This is a genomic window from Mycobacterium sp., assembly GCF_046095365.1.
Lineage (GTDB): Bacteria > Actinomycetota > Actinomycetes > Mycobacteriales > Mycobacteriaceae > Mycobacterium.
The window spans coordinates 54,029-72,784 of sequence record NZ_JBJTJF010000123.1 but is presented as its reverse complement, the minus strand read 5'-3'; the positions used below and the strand labels follow the sequence as shown (position 1 = coordinate 72,784).

Annotated in this window: 21 protein-coding genes and 1 pseudogene; 13 read left to right on the top strand and 9 right to left on the bottom strand. The window is 69.8% G+C overall.

Annotation, left to right across the window (positions count from 1 at the left end; all coding sequences use genetic code 11):
• Together ACKOQ4_RS10345 and ACKOQ4_RS10340 are read right to left on the bottom strand one after the other, a co-directional pair.
• Nucleotides 1-670: mycofactocin-coupled SDR family oxidoreductase (locus tag ACKOQ4_RS10345; protein WP_526291469.1), on the bottom strand; the 670-nt coding region annotated here is incomplete at its 3' end.
• A gap of 1 nt (nucleotide 671) precedes the next feature.
• Nucleotides 672-986 (bottom strand): putative quinol monooxygenase, encoded by a 315-nt coding sequence (locus tag ACKOQ4_RS10340; protein ID WP_526291467.1) that lies wholly within the window; start codon nucleotides 984-986, stop codon nucleotides 672-674.
• A 74-nt stretch (nucleotides 987-1,060) separates the two neighbouring features.
• Between ACKOQ4_RS10340 and ACKOQ4_RS10335 the strand changes: the two genes are divergently transcribed.
• Nucleotides 1,061-1,531: an acyl-CoA thioesterase gene (locus tag ACKOQ4_RS10335; RefSeq protein WP_526291465.1), complete on the top strand. Its 471-nt coding sequence runs from the start codon at nucleotides 1,061-1,063 to the stop codon at nucleotides 1,529-1,531.
• Nucleotides 1,532-1,611: 80 nt separating this feature from the next.
• On the top strand, nucleotides 1,612-4,224 hold the full coding sequence (locus ACKOQ4_RS10330) for a DNA translocase FtsK (RefSeq protein ID WP_526291463.1): 2,613 nt from the start codon (nucleotides 1,612-1,614) through the stop codon (nucleotides 4,222-4,224).
• Nucleotides 4,225-4,227: 3 nt separating this feature from the next.
• On the opposite strand, the gene ACKOQ4_RS10325 is transcribed toward ACKOQ4_RS10330, so the two are convergent.
• Nucleotides 4,228-4,734 carry an amino-acid N-acetyltransferase gene (locus tag ACKOQ4_RS10325; protein WP_526291461.1) on the bottom strand — a complete coding sequence of 169 codons (507 nt, stop codon included), beginning with the start codon at nucleotides 4,732-4,734 and terminating at the stop codon, nucleotides 4,228-4,230.
• Between the two features lie 48 nt (nucleotides 4,735-4,782).
• On the opposite strand from ACKOQ4_RS10325, the gene pgsA reads away from it, so the two are divergent.
• The 4 genes from pgsA to pspM all read left to right on the top strand — a co-directional run bounded on the left by pgsA (nucleotide 4,783) and on the right by pspM (nucleotide 7,524).
• Nucleotides 4,783-5,379: a CDP-diacylglycerol--glycerol-3-phosphate 3-phosphatidyltransferase gene (gene pgsA, locus ACKOQ4_RS10320; RefSeq protein ID WP_526291459.1), complete on the top strand. Its 597-nt coding sequence runs from the start codon at nucleotides 4,783-4,785 to the stop codon at nucleotides 5,377-5,379.
• A gap of 92 nt (nucleotides 5,380-5,471) precedes the next feature.
• Nucleotides 5,472-5,777: a helix-turn-helix domain-containing protein gene (locus tag ACKOQ4_RS10315; protein WP_526291457.1), complete on the top strand. Its 306-nt coding sequence runs from the start codon at nucleotides 5,472-5,474 to the stop codon at nucleotides 5,775-5,777.
• A gap of 135 nt (nucleotides 5,778-5,912) precedes the next feature.
• Nucleotides 5,913-6,722 carry a phage shock protein PspA gene (gene pspA, locus ACKOQ4_RS10310; protein WP_526291455.1) on the top strand — a complete coding sequence of 270 codons (810 nt, stop codon included), beginning with the start codon at nucleotides 5,913-5,915 and terminating at the stop codon, nucleotides 6,720-6,722.
• 7 nt (nucleotides 6,723-6,729) lie between these two features.
• Complete coding sequence (pspM, locus tag ACKOQ4_RS10305) at nucleotides 6,730-7,524, top strand: phage shock envelope stress response protein PspM (RefSeq protein ID WP_526291453.1); 795 nt, start codon at nucleotides 6,730-6,732, stop codon at nucleotides 7,522-7,524.
• A 10-nt stretch (nucleotides 7,525-7,534) separates the two neighbouring features.
• Here the strand turns inward: pspM and ACKOQ4_RS10300 are convergent, their stop codons facing one another.
• Nucleotides 7,535-7,972 (bottom strand): limonene-1,2-epoxide hydrolase family protein, encoded by a 438-nt coding sequence (locus tag ACKOQ4_RS10300; protein ID WP_526291451.1) that lies wholly within the window; start codon nucleotides 7,970-7,972, stop codon nucleotides 7,535-7,537.
• Nucleotides 7,973-8,015: 43 nt separating this feature from the next.
• On the opposite strand from ACKOQ4_RS10300, the gene ACKOQ4_RS10295 reads away from it, so the two are divergent.
• From ACKOQ4_RS10295 to ACKOQ4_RS10275, 5 genes are all read left to right on the top strand, one after another.
• Nucleotides 8,016-9,185, top strand: coding sequence for a glycosyltransferase (locus tag ACKOQ4_RS10295; protein ID WP_526291449.1), 1,170 nt, complete (start codon nucleotides 8,016-8,018; stop codon nucleotides 9,183-9,185).
• A 10-nt stretch (nucleotides 9,186-9,195) separates the two neighbouring features.
• On the top strand, nucleotides 9,196-9,390 hold the full coding sequence (locus ACKOQ4_RS10290) for a DUF3046 domain-containing protein (RefSeq protein ID WP_526291447.1): 195 nt from the start codon (nucleotides 9,196-9,198) through the stop codon (nucleotides 9,388-9,390).
• Nucleotides 9,391-9,561: 171 nt separating this feature from the next.
• Nucleotides 9,562-10,614 (top strand): recombinase RecA, encoded by a 1,053-nt coding sequence (gene recA / locus ACKOQ4_RS10285; RefSeq protein WP_526291445.1) that lies wholly within the window; start codon nucleotides 9,562-9,564, stop codon nucleotides 10,612-10,614.
• A complete protein-coding gene (gene recX, locus ACKOQ4_RS10280) occupies nucleotides 10,583-11,116 on the top strand; it encodes a recombination regulator RecX (RefSeq protein WP_526291443.1) in 534 nt (177 codons plus the stop codon). Before recA ends, recX begins: the two co-directional genes overlap by 32 nt.
• Before the next feature lie 47 nt (nucleotides 11,117-11,163).
• Nucleotides 11,164-11,985, top strand: a complete 822-nt coding sequence (locus ACKOQ4_RS10275; protein ID WP_526291441.1) for a TIGR03560 family F420-dependent LLM class oxidoreductase — start codon at nucleotides 11,164-11,166, stop codon at nucleotides 11,983-11,985.
• Here ACKOQ4_RS10275 and ACKOQ4_RS10270 read toward each other — a convergent pair.
• The 4 genes and pseudogenes from ACKOQ4_RS10270 to ACKOQ4_RS10255 all read right to left on the bottom strand — a co-directional run bounded on the left by ACKOQ4_RS10270 (nucleotide 11,982) and on the right by ACKOQ4_RS10255 (nucleotide 15,129).
• Nucleotides 11,982-12,869: an amino acid ABC transporter permease gene (locus ACKOQ4_RS10270; protein ID WP_526291439.1), complete on the bottom strand. Its 888-nt coding sequence runs from the start codon at nucleotides 12,867-12,869 to the stop codon at nucleotides 11,982-11,984. The genes ACKOQ4_RS10275 and ACKOQ4_RS10270 overlap by 4 nt on opposite strands.
• A gap of 19 nt (nucleotides 12,870-12,888) precedes the next feature.
• Complete coding sequence (locus ACKOQ4_RS10265) at nucleotides 12,889-13,563, bottom strand: amino acid ABC transporter permease (RefSeq protein WP_526291485.1); 675 nt, start codon at nucleotides 13,561-13,563, stop codon at nucleotides 12,889-12,891.
• Between the two features lie 33 nt (nucleotides 13,564-13,596).
• A pseudogene (locus ACKOQ4_RS10260) lies at nucleotides 13,597-14,397 on the bottom strand (glutamate ABC transporter substrate-binding protein); the annotation flags it as partial.
• Between the two features lie 3 nt (nucleotides 14,398-14,400).
• Nucleotides 14,401-15,129 (bottom strand): amino acid ABC transporter ATP-binding protein, encoded by a 729-nt coding sequence (locus tag ACKOQ4_RS10255; protein ID WP_526291483.1) that lies wholly within the window; start codon nucleotides 15,127-15,129, stop codon nucleotides 14,401-14,403.
• 194 nt (nucleotides 15,130-15,323) lie between these two features.
• On the opposite strand from ACKOQ4_RS10255, the gene miaB reads away from it, so the two are divergent.
• Nucleotides 15,324-16,760 (top strand): tRNA (N6-isopentenyl adenosine(37)-C2)-methylthiotransferase MiaB, encoded by a 1,437-nt coding sequence (gene miaB, locus ACKOQ4_RS10250; RefSeq protein ID WP_526291481.1) that lies wholly within the window; start codon nucleotides 15,324-15,326, stop codon nucleotides 16,758-16,760.
• On the top strand, nucleotides 16,748-17,332 hold the full coding sequence (locus tag ACKOQ4_RS10245) for an Rv2732c family membrane protein (RefSeq protein WP_526291437.1): 585 nt from the start codon (nucleotides 16,748-16,750) through the stop codon (nucleotides 17,330-17,332). Before miaB ends, ACKOQ4_RS10245 begins: the two co-directional genes overlap by 13 nt.
• Here ACKOQ4_RS10245 and ACKOQ4_RS10240 read toward each other — a convergent pair.
• The gene (locus ACKOQ4_RS10240) at nucleotides 17,329-18,711 is read right to left on the bottom strand and encodes a DUF349 domain-containing protein (RefSeq protein ID WP_526291435.1); all 1,383 of its coding nucleotides are present in this window, start codon (nucleotides 18,709-18,711) and stop codon (nucleotides 17,329-17,331) included. The genes ACKOQ4_RS10245 and ACKOQ4_RS10240 overlap by 4 nt on opposite strands.
• Nucleotides 18,712-18,756 lie beyond the last annotated feature (45 nt).

The window sequence follows — 18,756 nt, the reverse complement described above, 5'->3', positions numbered from 1 at the left end:
GCTGGGCGATCCCATCCAGCCAGGCACGGGTCACGTCGTTGTCGATCATCGGGGTGTCCACGCCGCACGGATGTACGGAGTTGACCCGGATGCTATGTGGCGCAAGGAAGTTGGCGTAGGCCCGCATCAGCCCGACGATGCCGTGCTTGGCCGCGGTGTAGCCGAGCGATCCGGCCATCGGCGCCCCGATGCCGACCAGGCCGGCCACCGAACTGGTCAGCACCACCGCCCCGCCCTCGCCCTGCTTGATCAGCGGGCGCATCGCCACGTCGACGGTGTGGTAGACCCCGGTGAGGTTGACGTCGATGACGTCGCCCCAGGCGCCGTCGGCGGCCATCGGCGCGATGCCGGCGTTGGCGATCACGATGTCGAGCCGTCCCAGCTCGGCGATCCCCTCCCGCAGCGCGGTCTTCAGGGCAGCGCGGTCGCGCACGTCGGCCTGGCGGGCGGCGATGCGCGCCCCGGTCTCCTCGACCAGTTCGACCGTCACGGCGAGATCGTCGGGGGTGGCCATCGGGTAGGGCACACTGGCGATCTGGTCGCACAGGTCCACGGCGATGATGTCGGCGCCCTCGGCGGCGAGTTTGACCGCGTGCGCGCGGCCCTGCCCCCGGGCCGCCCCGGTGATGAACGCGACCTTGCCCTGCAGAGCGCCCTGACGTGCTCCCACCTCAGGCGCGCAACTGTCCCTTGGCCCGATCCCCGGCCGGGATGGGGGTGAGCATCTTGAGGTCCGGGGAGCCGGCGAGGTGATCGCCGATCTCGGCGAACAGCGCGCCGACGGCGGGGGCGGTGCTGTGCGCCTTGAGCGCCTCGGCGTCGGCCCACTGCTCGATGAACACGAAGGTGTCCCCGGTCTGGTGCAGCGAGTACAACTCGCACCCGGGTTCGTCGTGCACGGCTTCGATGGCTTTGGTGCAGGCGGCTCGAACGGCGTCCAGGGACTCCGGCTTGGCGGTGAACGATGCGACGACCACGACGGGCATCAGCGGCTCCGATCCGGTTGAGGGCTTCGAGAGATCACCGTAGAGGAAGGCCCAACGGCAGCGATGATGGTCACATGACCGCGAAGGATCCCCAGGACCGAAAGTCCCTCTACATGACCGTCCTGATGACGCCGGACATGGCCAACTTCTCGGGCAACGTGCACGGCGGGACTCTGCTCAAGCTGCTCGACCAGGTGGCCTACTCCTGCGCGAGTCGCTACGCGGGCACCTACGTGGTCACCCTGTCGGTGGACCGGGTGCTGTTCCGGGATGCCATCAGGGTCGGCGAGCTGGTGTCGTTCTCGGCGTCGGTCAACTACACCGGCCGCACCTCGCTGGAGGTCGGGATCCACGTCGAGACCGAGAACATCCGCGACGGCAGCCATCGGCACACCAACAGCTGCTACTTCACCATGGTGGCCGTCGACGAGGCCGGCAATCCGGTCCCGGTGCCGCCACTGGAGCCCTCGTCCGACCGGGAACGGGCCTGGTACGCCGCCGCGCAGGCCCGTCGCGCCGCGTTGAGGGCGGCGTTCGACGATTAGGTTTCGGTCTGGCAACGGACCGTCCTGTGACGGATGTGTCCTATGGTGCGAGTGGGACTGCTGCGTTTAGTCTGGCCCGCATGGCGAACAAGACGGCCGCTCGCTCTGGCGCGCGAACATCCAGGTCGAAGCACCCCCAGCCGTCCCGGTCCGCCCAGCCCGCCAGGCCGGCGCCGCCGCGGCGGAAACCCCCGGTCAAAACCCCGGTCAAAACCCCGGTCAAACCCCCGGTCAGGAAGGGTCCGTCGCTGCTGGCCGTCACCGCGGCGGCCGGCGGGCGGGCGGCTCGGGCCGGCTGGCTACTGGTCGCCCGGGGTGCGGGCACGACCGCGCGCTCGGTGGGACGGGCCCGCGACATCGAACCCGGCCACCGCCGAGACGGCATCGCACTCGGCCTGCTGGCCCTGGCCGTCGTGGTGGCGGCTGCGTCCTGGTTCGACGCCGCGCGTCCGGTGGGCGCGTGGATCGACTCTGGGCTGCGGAGCTGCATCGGTGGCGCGGTCGTTCTGCTTCCGCTGCTGCTCGCCGGACTCGCGGTGCTGCTCATGCGCACCGAACCCCACCCGCAGATCCGTCCGCGACTGGTGCTGGGAACGGCGCTGATCTGCCTGCCGGTGCTCGGGCTCTGGCACCTCTGGTCGGGATCGCCCGCCGTGCCGGCCGCCCGCCAGCGAGCCGGGGGCTTCCTCGGATTCGCCATCGGCGGCCCGCTGGCGGACGGCCTGACGGCATGGCTCGCCGCCCCGCTGCTGATCGTCGCGGTGGTCTTCGGTGTGCTGCTGATCACCGGCACCACCATCCGCGAGGTGCCCGCGATGTTGTACTCCATGTTCGGCACCCGCCGTTACGTGGACTACGCCGAGGAGGATCTATCCGACGGCGAGCGCAGCGATTACGGATACCGCAGGCGTGGCCGTATCGCCGAACCTGACGGCGACTCCGCCGAGGATTTCTCCGACGGCTACTACGACGACCCGCGGGCCTACAGCGCCGACGAGCCGCCGGCCTGGCCGGGGGCCTCCGGCCCGATCGGCACGCCGTTCGACAACTATCCGCTCGACGAAGCGGTGCCCGCGGAGGGGGCACCCAACGCCACCCAGCCGATCAAGCCGCGCCGCAAGAAACCCGCCGCACCCAAGCAGCAGACCAAGGCGATCGACCGCGTCGTGGAGGGTTCCTACACCCTGCCGTCCCTGGACCTGTTGATCGTCGGAGACCCGCCGAAACGGCGCAGCGCCTCCAATGACCAGATGGTGGAGGCGATCTCGTCGGTGCTCGAGCAGTTCAAGGTCGACGCCGCCGTCACCGGCTGCACGCGGGGTCCGACCGTCACCCGTTACGAGGTCGAACTCGGTCCGGGTGTGAAGGTCGAGAAAATCACTGCGCTGCAACGCAATATCGCCTATGCGGTCGCCACCGAGAGCGTACGGCTGCTGGCGCCCATCCCGGGCAAGTCGGCGGTGGGTATCGAGGTTCCGAACACCGACCGCGAAATGGTAAGGCTCGCAGACGTTCTGACCGCACCGTCAACACGGCGCGATCACCACCCGCTGGTGATCGGCCTCGGCAAGAACATCGAGGGCGACTTCATCTCGGCGAATCTGGCCAAGATGCCGCACCTGCTGGTGGCCGGTTCGACCGGGTCGGGGAAGTCCAGCTTCGTCAACTCGATGCTGGTGTCACTGCTCGCCCGGGCCACCCCGGAGGAGGTCAGGATGATCCTGATCGACCCGAAGATGGTGGAACTGACGCCGTATGAGGGCATTCCGCACCTGATCACCCCGATCATCACCCAGCCCAAGAAGGCCGCCGCCGCGCTGGCCTGGCTGGTCGAGGAGATGGAGCAGCGTTACCAGGACATGCAGGCCTCCCGGGTGCGCCACATCGACGACTTCAACGCCAACGTCCGGTCGGGGAAGATCACCACCCCGCTGGGCAGTCAGCGCGAGTACAAGCCCTACCCCTACATCGTGGCTATCGTCGACGAGTTGGCCGACCTGATGATGACCGCCCCGCGCGACGTCGAGGACGCCATCGTGCGGATCACCCAGAAGGCCCGGGCGGCAGGCATCCACCTGGTGCTGGCCACCCAGCGCCCCTCGGTGGACGTGGTCACCGGCCTGATCAAGACCAACGTGCCCTCGCGCCTGGCGTTTGCGACGTCCTCGCTGACCGACAGCCGCGTCATCCTCGACCAGCCCGGCGCGGAGAAGCTGATCGGCATGGGCGACGCGCTGTTCCTGCCGATGGGCGCCAACAAGACCATCCGGTTGCAGGGCGCCTACATCAGCGACGAGGAGATCCACGCCGTCGTGCAGGCCTGCAAGGACCAGGCTGAGCCCGAGTACACCGACGGCGTCACCACCGCCAAGACGACCGGGGAGCGCGCCGAGGTCGATCCCGACATCGGCGACGACCTGGAGTTGCTCCTCGCGGCCACCGAGCTGGTGGTGTCCAGCCAGTTCGGGTCGACGTCGATGCTGCAGCGCAAGCTGCGGGTCGGATTCGCCAAAGCCGGCCGGTTGATGGACCTGATGGAGACCCGCGGCATCGTCGGACCGTCGGAGGGCTCCAAGGCCCGCGAGGTTCTGGTCAAGCCCGACGAGCTGGCGGCGACGCTCTCGGCCCTGCGCGGCGGGGCGGCCGGCGGCACCGACGACGAGGACGACGGCGGCGTCCCGGAGGACTTCTGACACCTAGAGCAGAAGCAGCATCCGGGTGTTGCCAAGGATGTTGGGCTTGACGTAGCTCAGGTCGAGGAACTCGGCCACGCCGACGTCGTAGGAGCGGCACATCTCCTCGTACACCTCCGCCGTCACCGGGGTGCCGTCGATCTCGGTGAATCCGTGCCGGGCGAAGAACTCCGTTTCGAAGGTCAGCACGAACAGCCGCCGCAGTTGCAGTTCCCGGGCCACCTCGAGGAGGCGGTCGACGATCGCGTGGCCGACGCCCTCTCCGCGGACCCCGGGGCGCACCGCGACCGTACGGATCTCCCCGAGGTCGGACCACAGCACGTGCAGCGCGCCGCAGCCGATCACCTCGCCGCCGGACTCGGCGACCCAGAACTCCTGGACCGCCTCGTAGAGGGTGACCAGATTCTTCTCCAGCAGGATCCGGCCGGCGTAGGTGTCCACCAGATGCTTGATGGCCGGCACGTCGGAGGTCCGCGCGCGGCGGACGACCACGTCGGGACGATCGGTCACGGCGCAACCCTATCGGCCCTGGGCCGCAGGCCCGATAAGGTGATTGCTGTGCCGGGCCAACCCCAAACTCCACCGGTTGCCCGGACCGCCGGGACGATCAACTGGGCGAACATGCTGACCGGCCTCAGGCTGGTCCTGGTCCCGGTGTTCCTGCTGTGTCTGTTCGCCGGCGACGGCCACCAGACCGCGGGCCGGCTGCTGGCGTTCGTCGTGTTCGCCATCGCGATCGTCACCGATCGAATCGACGGCTGGATGGCCCGCACCTACAACATGGAGACCGAGTTCGGCAAGCTCGCCGATCCGATCGCCGACAAGATGCTCATCGGCGCCGCCCTGATCGGGCTGTCCATGCTCGGCGACCTGCCGTGGTGGGTCACCGTGGTCATCCTGACGCGCGAGATCGGGGTCACCCTGCTGCGGTTCGCGGTGATACGGCGCGGCGTTATCCCCGCCAGCCGGGGCGGAAAGCTCAAGACGCTGGTGCAGGCCATCGCCATCGGCCTGTTCATCCTTCCGCTGCAGAACTGGCCGGGCCAGTGGCAGACGGTCGCGTGGTGGGTGATGTGGGCAGCGATCGTCCTGACCGTGGTCACGGGCCTGGACTACCTGGTCTCGGCCCTTCGTGGGCAGCGTTCGCAGACCTGACGCCACCTCCGGGAACCATCCCCGGCCCCGCTGCGTTGCACTAAGTGCTGCAGTGACCGGAGTTGCTGCGACGACTCGAGGAGGCAACGTCAATGGCGGTACTGCTGCGTGAAGTGATCGGTGACGTCCTGCGCCGCGCGCGCACGTCCCAGGGCCGCACCCTGCGGGAGGTCTCTGATTCCGCGCGGGTCAGCCTGGGTTACCTCTCGGAGGTCGAGCGGGGCCGCAAGGAGGCCTCAAGCGAGCTGCTCAGCGCGATCTGCACCGCCCTGGACGTCCCGCTGTCCAGGGTGCTCTGCGAAGCCGGCGCCGAACTGGCCTGCCGGGAGGGCTCAGGGCGCCGGGCCGAGGCCGGGACGACGGTGATCCCGCATCCGGTGGCCATGGCTGTCGCCTGAGCCTGAGGTTTTGCCGAAATTCGGCGGCCGCGACCGCAACGTGGTCGTGAACCGATAAATTGGGCTCGGACAGCTCGGGTTCGGCACCAGACCGGATCCAGCGCGGAACATCGACTCGAAGGCGGCAACACCGAAATGGCCAATCCGTTCGTTAAGGCGTGGAAGTACCTGATGGCGCTGTTCGGCGCGAAGGTGGACGAGTACGCCGATCCCAAGATCCAGATTCAGCAGGCGATCGAGGAGGCCCAGCGCCAGCATCAGGCCCTCAGCCAGCAGGCCGCGCAGGTGATCGGCAATCAGCGTCAGCTGGAGATGCGGCTGAACCGCCAGTTGGCTGACATCGAGAAGCTGCAGGCCAATGTGCGCCAGGCGCTGACCCTGGCCGACCAGGCCGCCGCGGCCGGTGACACCGCCAAGGCCACCGAGTACACCAACGCCGCCGAGGCCTTCGCCGCCCAGCTGGTGACCGCCGAGCAGAGCGTGGAGGACCTCAAGGTCCTGCACGACCAGGCGATCCAGGCGGCCATGCAGGCCAAGAAGGCCGTCGAGCAGAACGCCATGGTGCTGCAGCAGAAGGTCGCCGAGCGCACCAAGCTGCTCAGCCAGCTCGAGCAGGCCAAGATGCAGGAGAAGGTCAGCGAGTCGCTGCGCTCGATGACCGAGATCGCCGCCCCGGGCAACACCCCGAGCCTGGACGAGGTCCGAGACAAGATCGAGCGCCGCTACGCCGACGCGATGGGCTCGGCCGAGCTGGCCCAGAACTCCGTCCAGGGCCGGATGATGGAAGTCCAGCAGGCGGGCGTTCAGATGGCCGGGCACTCCCGGCTCGAGCAGATCCGTGCCTCCATGCGCGGTGAGTCGCTGACCGCGGGCGGCGCCGCGACCCCGGCCACTCCGTCGACGTCGGCCGTCACCCCCGAACCCGAGCAGCCGCTCGGCCAGTAGGGGTCAGATGGCGGAGGCGAGGACTCGGTACCGTTCGGTGCTGCAACGCGGCATCGACACCGTCAGCGAGTACGCCGACGTCGCCGCCCAGAAGTTGAGTGCGGTGGCCGACCCGCGGGCCCGGCTGCTTCGCAAGCGGCGCTGGGCGTTGCGCCTCGGGCTGTTCTTCGCCTTCGCCTCGGTGTTCTGGGTGCTCGTTACCGGGTTGCTGGCGGCGTGGAGCACCCCGGTGTGGGGGCTGCTCATCACCGGCTTGATCGCTGCCGGGGCCGCCGTGCCCGCGACGCTGTTCGGACTGCGCTACCGCTGGCTGCGCGGCGAGCCGCTGCCGCCGCAGCGTGAGGTCAGCGGGCATCGGCTGCCGCCGCCGGGATCGGTGGCCCGCCCGGCGATGTCCGCACTCGGGGCCTCCGAGCGCGGGCTGCACTCCCTGCTCGGAGTGCTCGACCGCGGTCGGCTGCTGCCGCCGGAGGAGATCCGCGAGCTGACCGAGGCTGCCGGTCGGTCGGCGGCGACCATGGCCGCGACCGCCTCGCACGTGGCCGCCATGGAGCGGGCGGCGGGGGAGAACCCGGACTCCCGCGCGTATCTGGCCCCGAGCATCAACGCCCTGACGGCTCAGCTCAACAGCGGGGTGCGCCAGTACAACGAGATGGTCACCGCCGCGGCGCATGTCGTGTCGTCGGCGAGCTCGGGCGGGATCATCGGCGAGCGCTACCGGAACGAGCTGCTCACCGCCACCGAGCAGCTGACGGGATGGGCGCAGGCCTTCGAGGAACTGGGTCCGGCCCAGCGGATCTGACCGTGCGCCCTCACAGCGAGGGACGCAGCGCCGGGACCACCGCACCGGCCACTCCGCGCAGCAGCGCCTTGGTCACGTCCCACATGTCGAAGTAGTCCCGCCACAGCGTGATCCGGCCGTCCGATACCTCGAAGACCCCGCACACCCAGAACTGCAACCGCACCGGACCGAACGCCAGCACGTCGGTGCGCTCGGTGAGCACCGAGGAGCCGTTGACCGCGATGCGGTGGATCTTGACCTCGAAGCCGAGCCGGCCCTCCATGCCGCGGAAGAGCTTCATGGCGCGGTTCCGGCCGCGGATGGTCGGGAAGCCGACGTTCTGGTACACCAGGCGCTCGTCGAGCGCGGCGGCGACGGCGTCGAAGTCCTGGTTCTGCAGGCCCGACAGCATCACCTCGACGGTGTGGGCGTTGTCGATGTCGGTGCTGAGGCTGATCTGCTCGGTCATGCGCCCAGCCTAATCCGGCCGGCGCTGTGGCAGGGTGGGGCCGATGCGGGTGGTCGTGGTCGCCGGGCCGGAGGCCGGGCATGCGTTTCCCGCCCTCGCGCTGTGCGGGCGTTTCGCGGCTTCCGGCGACGAGGCGGTGCTGATGACCGGGCGCCAGTGGCTCGATGCCGCCCGCCGGGCCGGGGTCGACGCGGTCGAACTGGCCGGTCTTGACCCCGAGGATTCCGATGACGACACCGACGCCGGGGCCAAGATCCACCACCGCGCGGCTCGGATGGCTGAGCTGAACATGCCTGTGCTGCAGGGCCTTCAGCCGGACCTGGTGGTCTCCGACGTGATCACCGTCTGTGGCGGCATGGCCGCCGAACTGCTCGGCGTGCCCTGGGTCGAGCTCAGCCCACACCCGCTGTACCTGCCGTCCCGGGGGCTGCCTCCGGTGGGCAGCGGCCTGGCGCCGGGCACCGGGGTGCGCGGCCGGCTGCGCGACGAGGTGATGCGGGCGCTGACGGCACGGTCGGTGCGGGCCGGGGACCGGCAGCGTTCGCAGGCCCGGCAGGGGATCGGTCTGCCCGCCGTCGACCCGGGGCCGAGTCGCCGGCTGGTCGCCACCCTGCCCGCGCTGGAGGTGCCGCGCCCGGACTGGCCGGCCGAGGCCGTCGTCGTCGGCCCGCTGCACTTCGAGCCCACCGCCGAGGTCCTGAGCGTCCCGCCCGGTCCCGGGCCGCTGATCGTCGTCGCCCCCTCGACCGCGGTCACCGGTACTGCCGGACTGGCCGAGATCGCGCTGCGCCATCTGATCCCGGGGCGGTGCGGCCTGCCGGCCGGCTCCCGGCTGGTGGTGTCCCGGCTCGACGGCGACGACGTGGCGGTGCCGCCGTGGGCAACCGTGGGGCTGGGGCGCCAGGACGAGTTGCTGCGCGTCGCCGACGTCGTGGTGTGCGGCGGTGGGCACGGCATGCTGTCCAAGACCCTGCTGGCCGGGGTTCCGATGGTGGTGGTGCCCGGTGGCGGCGACCAGTGGGAGCTGGCGAATCGTGTTGTGCGACAGGGCAGTGCGCGGCTGATCCGTCCGCTCACCCCCGACGCGCTCGTCGGCGGGGTCGTCGAGGTGTTGTCGGATCCGCGGTATCGGGAGGCGGCGCGGCGGGCGGGGCAGAGCGTCGCCTCGGTGGCCGACCCGGTGCGGGTGTGCCGCGAGGCCCTGGCTGGGTAGCTTGGTGGGCGTGCGGCTGACGCAATTCCACGAACTCGTCGAGGCACAGTTCGGCCCGGTGCGCGGCGCCTCGATGCTGGTCGACCACGCGCTGACCCGGTTCGGCGGGCGGACCGCCCGGCAGGCGATCGAGGACGGGGTGGATCCCCGCGAGGTGTGGTGGGCACTGTGCGCGGACTTCGACGTGCCCCGCGACCAGTGGTGAGCAGCCCCGGACGGCGGGTGGCGACACGCGGGCGCGCCTAACTTGCCATCGAACACATGTTCGTTACTGTGGTGATCGTTCGAACGGGAAAGTTTGTCGGAGGCCCTCTCTAACGTCGCGGGCAACCGACCGACCACCGGTCAACCGAACACAGGAGAAACGGAGACATCCATGGCGCAGCAAGCCCCCGACCGCGAGAAGGCCCTCGACCTCGCGATCGCCCAGATCGAGAAGAACCACGGCAAAGGCGCGGTGATGCGCCTCGGCGACGAGGTCCGGGCGCCCATCTCGGTCATCCCGACCGGATCCATCGCCCTGGACGTGGCGCTGGGCATCGGCGGCCTGCCCCGCGGCCGGGTCGTGGAGATCTACGGCCCGGAGTCCTCCGGCAAGACCACCGTCGCCCTGCACGCGGTGGCCAACGCCCAGGCCGCCGGCGGCATCGCGGCGTTCATCGACGCCGAGCACGCCCTTGACCCCGAGTACGCCAAGAGTCTCGGGGTGGACACCGACTCGCTGCTGGTCAGCCAGCCCGACACCGGCGAGCAGGCGCTGGAGATCGCCGACATGCTGGTGCGCTCCGGGGCGATCGACATCCTGGTCATCGACTCGGTGGCAGCCCTGGTGCCGCGCGCCGAGATCGAGGGCGAGATGGGCGACAGCCACGTCGGCCTGCAGGCCCGGCTGATGAGCCAGGCGCTGCGGAAGATGACCGGTGCGCTGAACAACTCGGGCACCACCGCGATCTTCATCAACCAGCTCCGCGAGAAGATCGGAGTGATGTTCGGCTCGCCCGAAACCACCACCGGCGGTAAGGCATTGAAGTTCTACGCCTCGGTACGCCTGGACGTGCGCCGGATCGAGACGCTCAAGGACGGCACCGACGCGGTGGGCAACCGCACCCGCGTCAAAGTGGTCAAGAACAAGGTCACGCCGCCGTTCAAGCAGGCCGAGTTCGACATCCTCTACGGCAAGGGCATCTCCCGCGAGGGCTCACTGATCGACATGGGTGTCGATCAGGGCTTCATCCGCAAGTCCGGGTCGTGGTTCACCTACGAGGGCGAGCAGCTGGGGCAGGGCAAGGAGAACGCCCGAACCTTCCTGATGGACAACCCCGACGTGGCCAACGAGATCGAGAAGAAGATCAAGGAGAAGCTCGGGATCGGTGCCACCTTGACCGACGAGGCCGTCGATGACGTCCTGCCCGCGCCCGTTGACTTCTGAGGCCACTACCTCCGAGAAGCGCGAGGAGCAGGCGCACGCACTGTGCCTGCGTCTGCTCACCGCGCGGGCGCGGACCCGGGCCGAGCTCGCCGGCCAGCTGGCCAAGCGGGGATACCCCGGTGATGTCTCCGAGACGGTATTGCGCCGACTGGCCGCCGTCGGCCTCGTCGACGACGAGGACTTCGCCGGCCAGTGGGTCCGTTCCCGGCAGGCCAGCGCCGGAAAAGGCAAGCGCGCCTTGGCCGCTGAGCTTCGGACCAAGGGGCTCGACGAGCACGTGATCGCCGGAGCTCTTGAGAGCATCGACGCCGCGACCGAACGTGGTCGGGCCGAGGCGCTGGTGGAGCGCCGGTTGCGCCGTGAGGCACTCGGCGACGGCGATGAGCCGAAGGTGATGCGCCGGCTGGTAGGGATGCTGGCCCGCCGCGGGTACAGCCAGAGTGTTGCGGTCTCGGTGGTCACCGATGCGCTGGCGGCCGAACGGGAGCGCCGGAAGGTCTAGATACATCTAGGTCCACCGGGTCGGGTGGACCGGGCTACGCTCGCGCCATGCGGATCTCGGTCAAACTCGCGCCGACTTTCACCTATCCGGACCTGGAGCGGTTCTGGCGCTCGGCCGACGAACTCGGGTTCGACGCGGTGTGGAACTACGACCACTTCTACGGACTGGTCGACGACGCCACCCCGACCTTGGAGGGCTGGACCACGCTGGCCGCGATGGCAGTGGTGATCCGGCGTGCTCGGGTCGGCTGCATGGTCACCGGTGTCACCTACCGCAATCCGGCGATCCTGGCCAAGATGGCCGTCACGGTCGACCACATCACCGGTGGCCGAATGGATTTCGGCATCGGGGCCGGCTGGCACGAGTCCGAGCACCGTGGCTTCGGCATCGAGTTCCCCGGCCCGGGTGAGCGGGTGGCGATGCTCGACGAGGCGCTGACGGTGATCCGACGGCTATGGGCAGAGGAGTCGGTCAGCTTCGCCGGGCGGTTCTTCACCCTCACCGAGGCCCTGTGCGAGCCCAAGCCCGTGCAGCGGCCCCATCCGCCGATCGTCATCGGCGGCTCGAAGCCGAAGATGATGCGGGTGATAGCCCGGCACGCCGACGAGTGGAACATGCCCAACCACGAAGGTCCGGGCGCCTGGAGCGAGGCCAACGGCCGACTCGATGCGGCGTGCGCGGAGATCGCCCGCGACCCCGCGCAGATCCGCCGGTCGGTGCAACTGTTCCTGCACCCGGACGAGCCCGGCCAGGTGGACTCCCAACTCGACCTGTTGTCGGCCTTCGAGGATCTGGGCTGCCAGCACGCCGTGCTGTCGTTCTACCAGCCGCCGGGTCCCGAACTGCTGGAACGCTGCGCCGCGTTCTAGTCGCCCGGCTCGATCAGCACGCTGGGGGCGCCGCTCTGCTCGAGCGCTGCCGCTTCGAGCGGTTCGGGTGCGCGCCTGGAGCGTCGCAGCCGCCGCTCCAGGCGGGTGGCCGTCGCTGAAAGTGCGAAGTTGAGGCTGATCATCAACACGGCGATCACGATCAGCGCCGGCACGTAATTGCCGTAGGTCGAACCGATCACGGTTCCCTGGCGGACCATCTCCAGGAAGGTGATCTGGTAGCCGATCGCGGTGTCCTTGAGAACCACGACCAGCTGGGACACCAGGACGGGCAGCATCGAGGTGATCGCCTGCGGCAGCAGGATGGAGCGCATGGTCTGGCCCCAGCTCAGGCCGAGTGCCGCCGCGGCCTCGCTCTGCCCGCGCGGCAGCGAGCCCACCCCGGACCGCACGATCTCGGCGATGACCGCGCCGTTGTAGAGCGTCAGGCCGGTCACCACGCCTGCCAGGGCCAGGTACCGGGACGGGAACACGTCGTAGAGCGCGTAGAGGAAGTAGGCGAATATCATCATGATCAGCACCGGTACCGCGCGGAAGAATTCCACGATCACCGCGCACGGCCACCGGATCGCCGCGACCGGTGACAGCCGGCCCACCCCGAGGGCGAATCCCAGGATGCCGGCCAGCACGATCGACAGCGCGGCGGCGGTCAGGGTTCCGGCGATCCCGGGCAGCACGTAGGTCTTCCACAGATCGCCGGTGAGGAACGGCCGCCACTTCGCGGCCGTCAGCTGCCCCTTGGCGGCCAGCCGCGCGACGATCGCCCACACCACCACCGCTGCCAGCGCCAGGGTCACCCCGGAGATGACGCGGTTGCGCACCAGTGCCCGCGGGCCGGGGGCGTCGAAGAGAACCGAGGATGCCATCAGTGCCGTCCGCCACTCATCACCGCACCACCGCCCAGCGCTTGCCCAGCCAGCCGAACAGCAGCCCCAGCGGCAGCGTCAGCAGCAGGAAGCCGAGCGCGAACAGACCGCCGACGATCAGCAACGCGGCGGTGTTCTCGATCATCTCCTTCATCAACAGCGCGGCCTCCGCGACCCCGATCGCCGAGGCGATGGTGGTGTTCTTGGTCAGTGCGATCAGCACCGAGCCCAGCGGGATGAGCACCGCCCGAAACGCCTGCGGCAGCAACACGATCCGAAGGTTCTGCCCGAAAGTCAGCCCCAGCGAGCGAGCAGCCTCGGCCTGGCCGAGCGGTACGGTGTTGACCCCTGCGCGCACCGTCTCGCAGACGAACGCCGCGGTGTAGACCGCAAGACCGAGCACTGCGAGCCGGAAGTTGCTGTCGGCGATGGACGTCGGCGATTTCGGGTCGGCCAGCGTGATACCGAGCGTCTGCGCCAGGCCGAACGAGCAGAACAGGATGATCAGCGTCAGCGGGGTGTTGCGCACCACGTTGACGTAGGCCGCGCCCACCCAGCGCAGCATCGGCACCGGCGACAGCCGCATGGCCGCGAGCGCGGTGCCGATGACCAGCGCCCCGATCGCGGCCAGCACCGTCAGCTTGACGGTGGTCCAGAACGCCTTGACGATCAGCCAGCCGTAGCGGCCGAGGATGTCGACCCTCTCCGCCTCGGCGCCGGCGGCGTCGTTGTCCAGCGGCGGGGGAGGAGGAGCCGCGATGCCGGCCGGTCCCAGGTTGCGGTCGAAGGCTGCCGCCCAGCTGCCGTCGGTCTGCATCGCCGCGATGGCCTCGTTGATCTTGGTCCGCAGCTCCAGATCCTCGCGGCGCAGGCCGATCCCGTAGTGCTCGACCGAGAACGGCTTGCCGATGATCGCGAACGTGCCCGGGGACTGAGCGGCGAAGCCGGCCAGGATCACCTCGTCGGTGCTGACCGCGTCGATCGCTCCGTTGCGCAGGGCTTCCACACAAGCCGAGTAGGTGTCGTACTGCTGCAGCTGGACGCCCGGGTATTTATCCTTGATGCGCTGGGCGGGAGTCGATCCCGACACCGAGCACAGGCGCTTGCTGTCGGCCAGCGATTCCGGGCCGGTGATGTCGGTCGTGTCGGCGCGCACCAGCAGACTCTGCCCGGTGTCCAGGTACGGCCCGGCGAACCCCACCTTCTGCTTGCGCGCGTCGGTGATCGAGTACGTGGCGACGATGTAGTCGACCTGCCCGTTCTGGATGAGGGTTTCGCGCTGGCCGGACGGCGCCTCCTTCCACTCGATCTCATCGGGTGAGTAGCCGAGCTTGCCGGCGACGTAGGCGGCGACGTCGACGTCGAACCCGGCCATCGAGCCGTCCGGATTCTTGACCGCCAGGCCCGGCTGGTCGAACTTGGTGCCGATCGTGATCTTCCGCTCCGAGCCGCCGCAGCCGGCCAGCCCGGCCATCACGGCGATGCCGAGCAGGGCGATCGCGAGCAGGCGCCGTAACGGGGACCGCATCGTCTAGTGGCTCAGGATCTTGCCGAGGAAGTCCCTGGCGCGCGCCGACTTCGGGCTGGAGAAGAAGTCGTCGGGCGCGGCGTCCTCCACCACGCTGCCGTCGGCCATGAACACCACCCGGTTGGCGGCGCGCCGGGCGAAGCCCATCTCGTGGGTGACCACCACCATCGTCATCCCCTCGGCGGCCAGCGAGGTCATCACCGCGAGCACCTCGTTGACCATCTCCGGATCCAGCGCGCTGGTCGGCTCGTCGAACAGCATCACCTTGGGCGCCATCGCCAGCGAACGGGCGATCGCGACCCGCTGCTGCTGCCCGCCGGACAGCTGGGCCGGGTACTTCCCGGCCTGTGTCGCCACACCGACGCGCTCCAGCAGCGACATGGCCCGCTCCCGGGCCTCGCCGGCGGCGACCTTGCGGACCTTGACCGGCGCGAGCATCACGTTCTCCAGGATGGTCTTGTGCGCGAAGAGGTTGAACGACTGGAAGACCATGCCGACGTCGGAGCGCAGCTGGGCGAGTTTGCGGCCCTCGGCCGGCAGCACCTCGCCGTCGATCGCGATCGAGCCGGAGTCGATGGTCTCCAGCCGGTTGATGGTGCGGCACAGCGTGGACTTTCCCGACCCGGACGGGCCGAGCACCACCACGACCTGGCCGCGATCGATGTCGAGATTGATGTCCCTGAGCACATGCAGGGCCCCGAAGTGCTTATTGACGCCCTTGACCGCGATCATCGGGGCCACCCCGCCCACCGTCATGCGCAGACCCTACCGGGGTTGGCGGACGCCCGCCGTCCGATGCGGTGATCGGCGGCGACCTCCGTACCATGAGGTGCGTGACGACGGTGCTGCGCCAGGGCCGCGATGCGGGAGATGCCTCCCGTTCGCCGGCTGCTCGCACCTATCAGGTCCGCACCTACGGCTGCCAGATGAATGTGCACGACTCCGAGCGCCTGGCCGGTTTGCTCGACGCCGCGGGATACCAGCGTGCCGCCGAGGGCGCCGAGGCCGACGTGGTGGTGTTCAACACCTGCGCGGTCCGGGAGAACGCCGACAACAAGCTCTACGGCAATCTGAGTCACCTGGCCCCGCGCAAACAGGCCGACCCGGACATGCAGATCGCCGTCGGCGGGTGCCTGGCGCAGAAGGACCGCGATGCCCTGCTGTCCCGGGCGCCCTGGGTCGACGTGGTCTTCGGAACCCACAACATCGGATCGCTGCCGGTGCTGCTGGAGCGGGCCCGCCACAACCGGACGGCTCAGGTCGAGATCGCCGAGGCCCTGCAGGAGTTCCCGTCGGCACTGCCCGCGGCCCGCGAATCGGCCTATGCCGCCTGGGTTTCCATTTCGGTGGGTTGCAACAACACCTGCACCTTCTGCATCGTGCCGTCGCTGCGCGGCCGGGAACTGGACCGCAGCCCGGCCGACATCCTGGCCGAGGTGCGCTCCCTGGTGGATCAGGGCGTGCTGGAGGTCACCCTGCTGGGCCAGAACGTCAACGCCTACGGGGTGTCGTTCGCCGACCCGCAGATCCCGCGTGACCGTGGCGCGTTCGCCGCACTGCTGCGCGCCTGCGGCGAGATCGACGGACTCGAGCGGGTGCGGTTCACCTCCCCGCATCCCGCGGAGTTCACCGACGACGTCATCGAGGCGATGGCCCAGACCCCCAATGTCTGCCCGGCACTGCACATGCCGCTGCAGTCCGGGTCCGACCGGGTGCTCAAAGCGATGCGCCGCTCCTACCGGGCCGAGAAGTACCTCGGCATCATCGACCGCGTCCGCGCGGCGATGCCGCACGCGGCGATCACCACCGACATCATCGTCGGGTTCCCGGGGGAGAGCGAGCAGGACTTCGCCGCCACCCTGGAGGTGGTCCGCCGGGCCCGGTTTGCCGCCGCGTTCACCTTCCAGTATTCGCGACGGCCGGGCACCCCGGCGGCCGACATGGAGGGCCAGCTGCCCAAAGAGGTCGTCCAGGAGCGCTACCAGCGGCTGATCGAACTGCAGGAGAGCATCTCGCTGGAGCAGAACCTCGCGCTGGTCGGCAGCACGGTGGAGGTGCTGACGGCCGCCGGCGAGGGACGCAAAGACGCGGCCACGGCGCGGATGTCCGGACGTGCCCGCGACGGCAGGCTGGTGCACTTCCAGCCCGGCGGCTCCGACGTGCGGCCCGGTGACATCGTGACGGCCAGGGTCACCGGCGCGGCTCCCCACCATCTGATCGCCGACGGTCGGCCGGTCTCACACCGCCGGACCCGGGCCGGGGACGAGCATGCCGCCGGCCGGCGGCCGCGCACGGTCGGGCTTGGGCTGCCCCCGTTCGGCGCTCCGCCGGCTTCGCCGGTCACGACAGGATGCGAGCGATGACAGCCGACGAATTCGAGTCCTACAAAGCCGATCTGGAAGCGGCCGAGCGGCGGGTCGCCGGCGAAATCAACCCCGGCGCAAGGGCGTTGGTGGTCGCCGTCCTGGTCTTCGTGCTTCTGGTGTCCCTCATCCTGCCGCACACCGGCGACGCCCGCGGTGTCGACGTCCTGATCGGTGACAGCAAGGCGATCAGCGTCGGAGTGGCTCTCCCGCACCGCTTGTTCTGCTGGTTCGCCCTGGTGTTCGGGGTCGGTTTCTCGATGCTCGCGCTGCTCACCCGGCGCTGGACCGTGGCCTGGATCGCGCTGGCCGGCAGCGCGGTGGCCATCCCGCTGGGCATGCTCGCGGTCTGGTCGCGTCAGACCGCCGCGCTGGGGCATCCCGGTCCCGGCATCGGGGTGATCCTGGGCTGGATCGCCGTGGCACTGCTGGCTTTTCACTGGGCGCGGGTGGTCTGGACCAGAACCGCGGTTCAGCTGGCGGCGGAGGCTCAGCGCCGCCAGGAGGCCGCTCAGCGCGAGGCGGCCTCGCTGCTCGACGGCTTGGAGCCGCCCGAAGACCCCGCCCGCTAGCGCCTTTTGGCGACGGCCTGCGCCGCCGCGGCTGCCCACTCCCGCCACTGCGCGGCGCTGGCGCGGGCGTCTTCGGCCTCCTTGTCGCGACCCGCGGCCTCGGCTTTCTCCGCCTGACGCTCGAACTGTTCTGCGCGGGATTTGAACTGCTCGGCCCGGGCCTGCGCCTCCGGGTCGATGCGACCGGCGTCGGCGGCATCGCGGATCCGCTTCTCCACCGCCCGCAGCCGTCGATCCAGCTCCGCGGAGCTCTCGCGGGGAGCCTTGCCGACCGCGTCCCACTTGTCGGTGATGACGCGAAGCGCCGCCTGGGCCGCCTTGAGGTTGGACACGTCGATCTTCTCCGCCTCGGCGAGCAGCTTCTCCTTGACCGCGGCGTTGGCGGTGAACTCCGCCTCCCGTTCGGCGTTGACCGCGTTGCGCGCGGCAAAGAAGCTGTCCTGAGCCGCCTTGAACCGCTGCCAGAGTGCGTCGTCGACGTCCTTGGATGCCCGGCCTGCCCCCTTCCACTCGCTGAGCAGGTCGCGGAATGCCGCGGCGGTGGCAGCCCATTCGGTGGATGCGGACAGTTCCTCGGCCCGCGCGCACAGCCGCTCCTTGGCCTCCCGGGCGCCGGCTCGTTCCCGGTCCAGTTCGGCGAAGTGGGCACCGCGGCGCCGGTTGAACGCGTCGCGGGCCGCCGAGTAGCGCTTCCACAGCGCGTCGTCGGTCTTGCGGTCCAGTCCGGTGATCGAGCGCCACTCGTCGAGGATGGCCCGTATCCGCTCGCCGGCCGCCTTCCACTGGGTGGAGTTCGCGGCCAGATCCTCGGCCTCGACGGCGAGCGCCTCCTTGCGCGCGGTCAACTCGGCGCGATGCTCCTCGCGGCGGGCGCGTTCGGCCTGGGCCGCCTCCTCGGCGTGATCGGCGATCGCCGCCAGCCGTACGGCCAGCGCGCCGACATCGCCGAGAACGCTTGCGGTGGGCAGCGTTTCGGCAAGGGCGGCCGCGGCGGCCTTCACCTTGCGCGCATCCGCGGTCCCGGACGCCAGCCTGGTCTCCATCAGGGTGACTTCGGTGGCCACATCGTCGAAGCGCCGGCCGAAGTGTTCGAACGCTGCGTCGGGCTCGCCGGCCTGCCACGAGCCGATCACCCGTTCGCCGTCGGCGGTGACCAGATACACCGTGCCGTCGTCGGCAACCCGGCCGAAGCGCCGCGGATCGTTGCGCGCCGGCCCCGGATGGGTGGCGGGATGCGGGCGGGGAACCGGCCTCGGCACCCCGGGCCGCGGACCGGGCCTGGGTGCCGGCCCGGTGCTGGTGTCTTCGCTCGTCACCGGATCACCTACCCTCCGCGCGGTCTGACCGCGCCCCTGCCGCGCGAAGCGGCGCCGTTGCATCAGGGCCGTTGACTGCTAGCCGGCCACCACGGTATTGAACCAGTT

Bases quoted from the DNA above. Each gene is read 5' to 3' on its own strand.
- ACKOQ4_RS10340 (WP_526291467.1), bottom strand. From the start codon at position 986: ATGCCCGTCGTGGTCGTCGCATCGTTCACCGCCAAGCCGGAGTCCCTG.
- ACKOQ4_RS10335 (WP_526291465.1), top strand. From the start codon at position 1,061: ATGACCGCGAAGGATCCCCAGGACCGAAAGTCCCTCTACATGACCGTC.
- ACKOQ4_RS10330 (WP_526291463.1), top strand. From the start codon at position 1,612: ATGGCGAACAAGACGGCCGCTCGCTCTGGCGCGCGAACATCCAGGTCG.
- ACKOQ4_RS10315 (WP_526291457.1), top strand. From the start codon at position 5,472: ATGGCGGTACTGCTGCGTGAAGTGATCGGTGACGTCCTGCGCCGCGCG.
- pspA (WP_526291455.1), top strand. From the start codon at position 5,913: ATGGCCAATCCGTTCGTTAAGGCGTGGAAGTACCTGATGGCGCTGTTC.
- pspM (WP_526291453.1), top strand. From the start codon at position 6,730: ATGGCGGAGGCGAGGACTCGGTACCGTTCGGTGCTGCAACGCGGCATC.
- ACKOQ4_RS10300 (WP_526291451.1), bottom strand. From the start codon at position 7,972: ATGACCGAGCAGATCAGCCTCAGCACCGACATCGACAACGCCCACACC.
- ACKOQ4_RS10295 (WP_526291449.1), top strand. From the start codon at position 8,016: ATGCGGGTGGTCGTGGTCGCCGGGCCGGAGGCCGGGCATGCGTTTCCC.
- recA (WP_526291445.1), top strand. From the start codon at position 9,562: ATGGCGCAGCAAGCCCCCGACCGCGAGAAGGCCCTCGACCTCGCGATC.
- recX (WP_526291443.1), top strand. From the start codon at position 10,583: ATGACGTCCTGCCCGCGCCCGTTGACTTCTGAGGCCACTACCTCCGAG.
- ACKOQ4_RS10275 (WP_526291441.1), top strand. From the start codon at position 11,164: ATGCGGATCTCGGTCAAACTCGCGCCGACTTTCACCTATCCGGACCTG.
- ACKOQ4_RS10270 (WP_526291439.1), bottom strand. From the start codon at position 12,869: ATGGCATCCTCGGTTCTCTTCGACGCCCCCGGCCCGCGGGCACTGGTG.
- ACKOQ4_RS10255 (WP_526291483.1), bottom strand. From the start codon at position 15,129: ATGATCGCGGTCAAGGGCGTCAATAAGCACTTCGGGGCCCTGCATGTG.
- miaB (WP_526291481.1), top strand. From the start codon at position 15,324: ATGAATGTGCACGACTCCGAGCGCCTGGCCGGTTTGCTCGACGCCGCG.
- ACKOQ4_RS10245 (WP_526291437.1), top strand. From the start codon at position 16,748: ATGCGAGCGATGACAGCCGACGAATTCGAGTCCTACAAAGCCGATCTG.
- ACKOQ4_RS10240 (WP_526291435.1), bottom strand. From the start codon at position 18,711: ATGCAACGGCGCCGCTTCGCGCGGCAGGGGCGCGGTCAGACCGCGCGG.